The following is a 6,790-nucleotide window of genomic DNA, read 5'->3' as shown; positions in this document are numbered from 1 at the left end:
TCGCGGAGGGGGCCACCGGTTCGCCGCGCTCGTCGACGACGAAGCAGCGGTCGGCGTCGCCGTCGAAGGCGAGGCCGAGGTCGGCGCCGGTCTCGCGGACGCGGGCCTGGAGGTCGACGATGTTCTTCGGGTCGAGGGGGTTGGCCTCGTGGTTGGGGAAGGTGCCGTCCAGCTCGAAGTAGAGGGCGTCCAGCTCCAGCGGGAGCCCCTCGAAGACGGTGGGGACGGTGTGGCCGCCCATGCCGTTGCCCGCGTCCACGACGACCTTCAGCGGCCGGATGGCGGTGAGGTCCACGAGGGTGCGCAGATGGGCGGCGTAGTCCACCAGGACGTCCTGCTGGGTGATGGTGCCGGGGTCGGCGGCGGGCTCGGGGGCTCCGGTCTCCGCCCATTCCTCCACCAGGGAGCGGATCTCGGCGAGGCCGGTGTCCTGGCCGACGGGCGCGGCCCCGGCCCGGCACATCTTGATGCCGTTGTACTGGGCGGGGTTGTGGCTGGCCGTGAACATCGCGCCGGGCAGGTCGAGGTGGCCGCTGGCGAAGTACAGCTGGTCGGTGGAGCAGAGGCCGATCTCGGTCACGTCCACCCCGAGGGAGGCGGCCCCGCGGGCGAAGGCGCGCGACAGGCCCGGCGACGAGGGGCGCATGTCATGGCCGACGACGATCGCGGCCGCGCCGGTCACCCGGGTGAAGGCGGCGCCGAACAGCTCGGCGAGCGGTTCGTCCCACTGGTCCGGGACCACACCGCGGATGTCGTACGCCTTCACGATCTGCGACAAGTCGGGCACAGCCAACCCCTTCTCGAGGTCCTTCTTGGAGGTCTCCACGGACGGTGTCCACGGATCTCAAAACCTACCGTTCCTCATGACTGAGCGGGGATAAGCCCTGGTGCCAGGACTCGTGCTCAGCCGCGTGCCCCGGACGGTGTTGGGCACCCTGGTCGCCCGCTTTCGCTCCGTATCCGGCGCCGACGGATCGTGTCCGTGGTCCGGGAATGCGGGGGCGGGTTTCCTCACGCCCCGGGGTGCCCGATGCGGCCTGGACGGTCCGATGCCCCGCACAATCGCTCTGGTCGTGCGGGGGCGGTGCCGTCCGTCGCCGGATCGGATGCCCCAGGGCGCGCCTTCCGATCGCCACCGCTGCCGCGTCGTGGCGTGTGGTCTTCCTCTTCTTGCTGGTGAGGGGCTTGCGCCAGTGCTGGGCGCCCCACTTGGAGGTGTACGCCGGGTCGATGGCCACGATGGTGATGCCGAGTTCGGCCGCCATCGACGCCAGCCGTGCCCGCAGCCTGGACACCGGCATACCGGAGATCAGCTGGCGGAACCGCTTCCGCCTGCCGTGCTTCTCCCGTGTCTTCTCCGCCTGGAAGTCCAGATCCTCGATCGCGACGCTCAGGCCGTGACGCTTGGCCCAGTGCAGCAGCCGCACCAGCGCGTGCCGTACCTGGGCGTCGCGGTAGGTGGCCGGTCCGTTCAGATCAAAGGAAAACCGGCGCGGGTCGCCGACCGGATTGCCGTACTCGTCCAGGCGCCATGCCGCCAGGTGATCGGCGTTGGTATCGACGCCGACCAGGCCACCGGCGCGGGCGTGGGCCAGCGGAACGGTCTGGACCGGCGGGATCGTCCACGAGACGGTGATGTACCAGCGGTAGCGGGCCACGTCCAGGTGGATGCGGTAGGCCACGGCCCGGTTCGCCGACACACGGTCGGCCCACTCCTGGCCCCGGTGGTGGAAGGCGACGGTGCCGGTGAGGACGTACCGGCCGTGCGTGGCGTTGGCCAGATGTGCCAGGGGCGCTGGGAGCTTCATGCTGACCTCGCCATCCGGCGTGACGCGGATCGTCTCGTTCCCCAGCCGCTTCCCGCTCTCGCCATCGGCCTGGAGGAACCAGCGTCCAGCCTCCCAGAGCTGCCGCCACTCGGCCTCGGTGAGCCGCGCTTGTTCGAGGTGGTGACGGGTACGGGCCAGCCGCTTTCCCCCTCGTACCACGCGCACATGCGCCGCTTCGCGGTCGGCACGCTCGGCAACGAGCCGGTCCCGCAGGAGATGCAGGCGGCGTGTCTTGGCGAACCACTCCTGCCGGGTGCGGTAGCCGCCCGGGCTCCGCTTCGTTCCCTTCGCGCCCACCGGCAGCGACAACCGGTGCGCGATGGTGCGCACACCGGCTTCCAGAACCTGGATGTGGGCGGACTGCGCACGCCGGGACAGCGCCCACTGGTCATGCGTCGCCTTGGTGATACTGCCCGCCCACCGCGACGAGGACTCTACGGTCAGAACGCGTTTACGCTCCGCCCACGTGTCCGCGGAGTGTTCCAGTCTCTCGGCACAGCGCCGCTTCAGGTCACGCGAAGCCAGTGTCCCAAGATGCGCGCCGACCAGCCGCAAAACCTCCTCGTCCCCCACGGTCAGGCCCTTAAGACGCGTACGGATCGCGACACCGGACGGACCGGGGACGACGAACGGCGCCGACAACTCACGCAGCACACCCACCCCGTACCCCCCTTTCCGCGAGCCCGACGGCAAGACGCCTGTCACCCACCCAACGACCACACTCGCGAAAGGTCACGTTTTCGAACCGGGAACTCCCGTTCCCTCTTCCGAAAACCATGCCCTCTACAGCCCGGACACTCACATACGCTCAACCACAACAGGTTGGCAACCTCTCGGACCTGGGCGGCAACTGTGAGGCTCACCTACCGGCTCACGGCAGCATCCACCCCAGCAGGAACGACGACTGCGCGACGACGATCAGGCACATCAACAGCAGCAGCCCCAGACTCCATGGCAGCACCTTCCGCAACAGATCCCCCTCCTGTCCCTTGAGCCCCACCGCGGCGCACGCGATGGTGAGGTTCTGCGGGGAGATCATCTTGCCGAGGACGCCGCCCGAGCTGTTGGCCGCGGCGAGCAGGTCGGGCGAGAGCCCGGACTCGCGGGCGGCGGTGACCTGGAGGGCGCCGAAGAGGGCGTTGGCGGAGGTGTCCGAGCCGGAGACGGCGACGCCGAACCAGCCGAGCACCGGGGAGAGGAAGGCGAGCCCGGCCCCGGCCGCGGCGACGAAGTGGCCGATGGTGGCGGCCTGCCCGGAGAGGTTCATGACGTACGCGAGGGCGAGCACCGAGGTGACCGTGAGGATCGCGTGCCGCAGCTCGCGCACGGTGGCCGCCCACTCCCCCAGCGCGTCGCGCGCGGCGACCCGCAGGACGGCGGCGGTGGCGATGCCCGCGAACAGGACGAGGGTGCCGCCGGTGGCGAGCAGGGGCAGCGCGAAGAGGTTGCCGCTGACCGGCTTAACGTCGGGGTTGGCGACGTCCAGGAACGGCCAGTTGACGGTGCGGGTGGCTGTCACAGGTCCTTGACCGGGCCGATCTGGGCGATGAGAGATCGCGACGATGAGCGCGTACGGGGCGTAGGCGCGCAGCACTTCGGGGCGCGGGTCCACGTGGTCCAGGTCGTCGCTGCGTACTCCGGTGAGGACGGCGGCGCGCACCGGCTCCTCGGCGGGCCGCCGGGCGGCCGGTACGGCGACGAGCGCGGCGGCGCCGACGAGCGCGGCGGCGATGTCGGCGAGTTGGACGGAGAGGTAGTTGGAGACGGCGAACTGGGCGACGGCGAAGGCGGTTCCGCAGGCGAGCGCGGGCACCCAGGTCTCGCGCAGCCCGCGCCGCCCGTCGACCAGCACGACGAGCAGCAGGGGGACGACGAGGGCGAGCAGCGGGGTCTGCCGTCCGACGACGGAGGCGACGGATTCCAGCGGCAGCCCGGTGACTTGAGCGAGCGTCACCACCGGGGTCGCCATGGCGCCGAAGGCGACGGGCGCGGTGTTGGCGACGAGCGCGACGACGGCGGCGCGCACCGGGTCGAAGCCGAGCGCCACGAGCATGACCGCGCAAATGGCCACCGGGGCACCGAATCCCGCGAGCGCCTCCAGCAACGCGCCGAAGCAGAAGGCGATCACGAGGGCCTGGACGCGGGGGTCGTCGGAGAGCCGCCCGAAGGAGCGGCGCAGGACGTCGAAGTGATCGGTGCGGACCGTCATCCGGTACACCCACAGGGCGTTGACGACGATCCACATGATGGGGAAGAGCCCGAAGAGCACGCCCTGTGCGCCGCTGGAGAGGGTCTGCCCGAGGGGCATCCCGTACGGGAGACAGGCGACGAGGACGGCGACGGCGAGGCCGATGGGCCCCGCGTAGTGGGCGCGCATCCGCACCCCGCCGAGCAGGGCGAGGACGGTGAGGAGGGGGAGGGTGGCGATGAGGGCGGAGAGGGTCAGCGAATCGGCGACGGGCTCCAGCTGCTGCACGAACACACGGGCCTCCTGGGAATCCTGGAAGTCCACATCCGTGATGCGGAAATGGAGGGCTCGGGGTCCAGGAATGGTCGTGGCCGTGACGAGTGCGCGTCAATGCCCTGGAGGGAAGTGATCGACTGGTGCCGGAAATTCATCCCCGCGGCGGGCGAAAAACGCGCGGCGGGCGGGAGATGACGGGCGGGGCGTCAGGATTCCGGTGAGCGCAGCACCCGCAGATGGCCGCGGCGGGCCACCTCCCGGGGATCGGCCTCGCGGCCGCTCTGTCCGCCCCCGCCCGTGGCACCGGACGCTCCGGATCCGCCCCCGGCTCCGGCGGCGCGCTCCTGGGGGCGGGCCGCCTCGCGCACCGCGTTGGCCAGGGCTTCCAGATCATCACTGCTCGGCCGGGCCGGACCGGTGTCGACGGCCAGCCGGACGACCTCCCAGCCGCGCGGGGCGGTCAGCCGCTCCGAATGCTCCGAGCACAGGTCGTAGCAGTGTGGCTCGGCGTAGGTGGCCAGCGGTCCGAGAACCGCGGTCGAGTCCGCATAGACGTACGTCAGCGTCGCGACGGCGGGGCGGCCGCAGGCGGTGCGCGAACAGCGACGTACAGGGCTCACGACGTTGGACGGTACCGCACTCTTGAGCGGGCCGCGACGACTCTCCACCAGCTCACTCCGCCGTGTCGTCCCGGTTCGCCCCGTGCACCCGATACGTGCACTTCCCGGCTGACCAGCGCGGACATCGGGACGGCCGAGAGCCGCCGCGGACGATTCCGGTCAGCACTCGAACCGAGAGGGGTCATCCTGAGACAGAGAAGCAAGCAGAGAGAAGTCCGTTTATGGACGTAAGCATGGCCGGAATGTTCATTAAGTGACATTGGACATGGCTGTCCAGTAAGCACGTGGCGGGGGCGGGGCGACGGCTACCCTCGTGAGTGATGACCAGGCCCGTACCGTCCGACCAGCCCGAGCCGCGTCCCCGGCGCCGCGATCGGCACGGCCGGGGTATGCGCGGTCCGATCGCGCCGCCCCAGGTACCGCTGTCGGTCAGCCGCGCCGAGTCCTTCATCGATCTTGTGCAGGACTCGGCGGAGCGGCTGGAGAGACGGTGGCCCCAGCTGTCGGGCGTCGACTTCACGGTGCTGGAGGTGCCGGTCACCGGGGTCGGCGGGAGCGCCGACGCGCCGTCCGGGCACGGCCTCGACAGGCATCCGCCGGGCGCCCCCGGCCTCACCGACGGGTGGGACGGTGAGTCCGTCCCCCTCGGGCGCTTCATCGCGGCGCGCGGCGACACGCCCGACCGAATCGTGATCTACCGGCGCCCGGTGGAGATCCGTACGAAGAACCGGGACGAGCGCGCCCTGCTGGTGCACGAGGTCGTGGTCGAGCAGGTGGCCGAGCTGCTGGGGCTGGAACCGGAATCGGTGGATCCGCGGTACGGGCAGGAGTAGCCGGTACGGACAGAGCAGGGCGGGACCGGACTCCGGCCCCGCCCTGACGAGCTCTAGCGGTTCAGGACGGACAGGTCCTGCGTCGCCTGCGGGACCTGCACCGTCCCCCGGTCGTCCGGCAGGGACTGGATCGTGAAGGCCGGGACGTCGCCCTCCGGGAGGGACAGCATGCGGGAGGCGTGGACCGGGCCGCCGGAGAGGCGTTCCACGGTCACGGCGTACTGCCCCTTGGCGCCGGACGGCCTCGGTGGGGCGACCGCCTTCGTGGTGCCTCCCTTGACCGTGTAGGTCTCACTGGCCGGGGTGCCGCCCCCGCTGCCCGCCGAGGCGGTGACCCGGACCTTCGCGGTGCCGCCCGGGGCGACCAGGGACAGGACGGAGCCCTTGGCGCGGTTGTCGGCGGCGGTGGCGGTGCGCTCGATGGCGCCGGTGGCGGGGATGAACGCCGTCTCCTGGTCGCTCCCCTTGCCGCGGGTGACCTGGAGCCCGGCGACCACCGGGGTGGCCGGGCCATCGCTGTCCTCGGGGGCGAGCAGCAGCGAGCCCGGTTCGCCCTTGGTGACGTCACCGAGGTCGATGGCCGCGCTCATGCCGCTCTTGACGTGCAGGGACTCATGTCCGGCCGGGGTGATCGAGCTGGTGGGCCCGGCGAGCCGCACCTTGAGGTCCGCGTCGTCGGCGCCGGGCGCGAAGACCACCAGCCGCGCCGAGGTGGCGTCGGACGGTATGCCGGGGATCGCGACCTTCGTGGCGGGCACCGCGGAGGCCGGGATCCAGTCGCCGCCGCGCTTCTCGTCGATGGCCTGCACGGCGGCACCGATCCGTCCGCTGCGGGCCGTCACATGGAGGGAGATATCGGTGGACCGCTGATCGGTGAGGGTGGAGAGCAGGACGGGCACGGTGGACCGGCCCGGCACGGTGATCGACTCGTCGCTGGTGGGCTTGAGCTTGCCGCCCGGGCCGTACATCGTGAGGTCCACCTCGGCCGCCCGGTCGTCCGGGTTGGTCAGATGGACGAAGTCCTGCCGGTCCTTGCCGGTGGAC

Annotated in this window: 6 protein-coding genes; 1 reads left to right on the top strand and 5 read right to left on the bottom strand. The window is 71.2% G+C overall.

The annotated features are described in order from the left end of the window. The 4 genes from SSOG_RS26875 to SSOG_RS26860 all read right to left on the bottom strand — a co-directional run. A partial coding sequence (locus SSOG_RS26875) for a phosphomannomutase (protein WP_039941764.1) occupies positions 1-787 on the bottom strand: 787 nt, incomplete at its 3' end. A gap of 64 nt (positions 788-851) precedes the next feature. Further along, positions 852-2,489, bottom strand: coding sequence for an IS200/IS605 family element transposase accessory protein TnpB (locus SSOG_RS26870; protein WP_009717409.1), 1,638 nt, complete (start codon positions 2,487-2,489; stop codon positions 852-854). A 211-nt stretch (positions 2,490-2,700) separates the two neighbouring features. Then, positions 2,701-4,311, bottom strand: coding sequence for an L-lactate permease (locus SSOG_RS26865; RefSeq protein WP_009717408.1), 1,611 nt, complete (start codon positions 4,309-4,311; stop codon positions 2,701-2,703). A gap of 188 nt (positions 4,312-4,499) precedes the next feature. Then, the gene (locus tag SSOG_RS26860; protein WP_009717407.1) at positions 4,500-4,961 is read right to left on the bottom strand and encodes a DUF3499 domain-containing protein; all 462 of its coding nucleotides are present in this window, start codon (positions 4,959-4,961) and stop codon (positions 4,500-4,502) included. Between the two features lie 272 nt (positions 4,962-5,233). Here SSOG_RS26860 and SSOG_RS26855 point away from each other — a divergent pair, with 272 nt between their 5' ends. Further along, positions 5,234-5,746 carry a metallopeptidase family protein gene (locus tag SSOG_RS26855; protein ID WP_078510410.1) on the top strand — a complete coding sequence of 171 codons (513 nt, stop codon included), beginning with the start codon at positions 5,234-5,236 and terminating at the stop codon, positions 5,744-5,746. A 53-nt stretch (positions 5,747-5,799) separates the two neighbouring features. Here SSOG_RS26855 and SSOG_RS26850 read toward each other — a convergent pair. Further along, a partial coding sequence (locus tag SSOG_RS26850; protein ID WP_050799980.1) for a DUF5719 family protein occupies positions 5,800-6,790 on the bottom strand: 991 nt, incomplete at its 5' end.

The organism is Streptomyces himastatinicus ATCC 53653, assembly GCF_000158915.1.
GTDB classification, from domain to species: domain Bacteria; phylum Actinomycetota; class Actinomycetes; order Streptomycetales; family Streptomycetaceae; genus Streptomyces; species Streptomyces himastatinicus.
Note: the sequence above shows the minus strand (reverse complement) of the source record. Positions and strands in the feature narration are given on the sequence as shown.

Bases quoted from the DNA above. Each gene is read 5' to 3' on its own strand.
- SSOG_RS26855 (WP_078510410.1), top strand. From the start codon at position 5,234: ATGACCAGGCCCGTACCGTCCGACCAGCCCGAGCCGCGTCCCCGGCGC.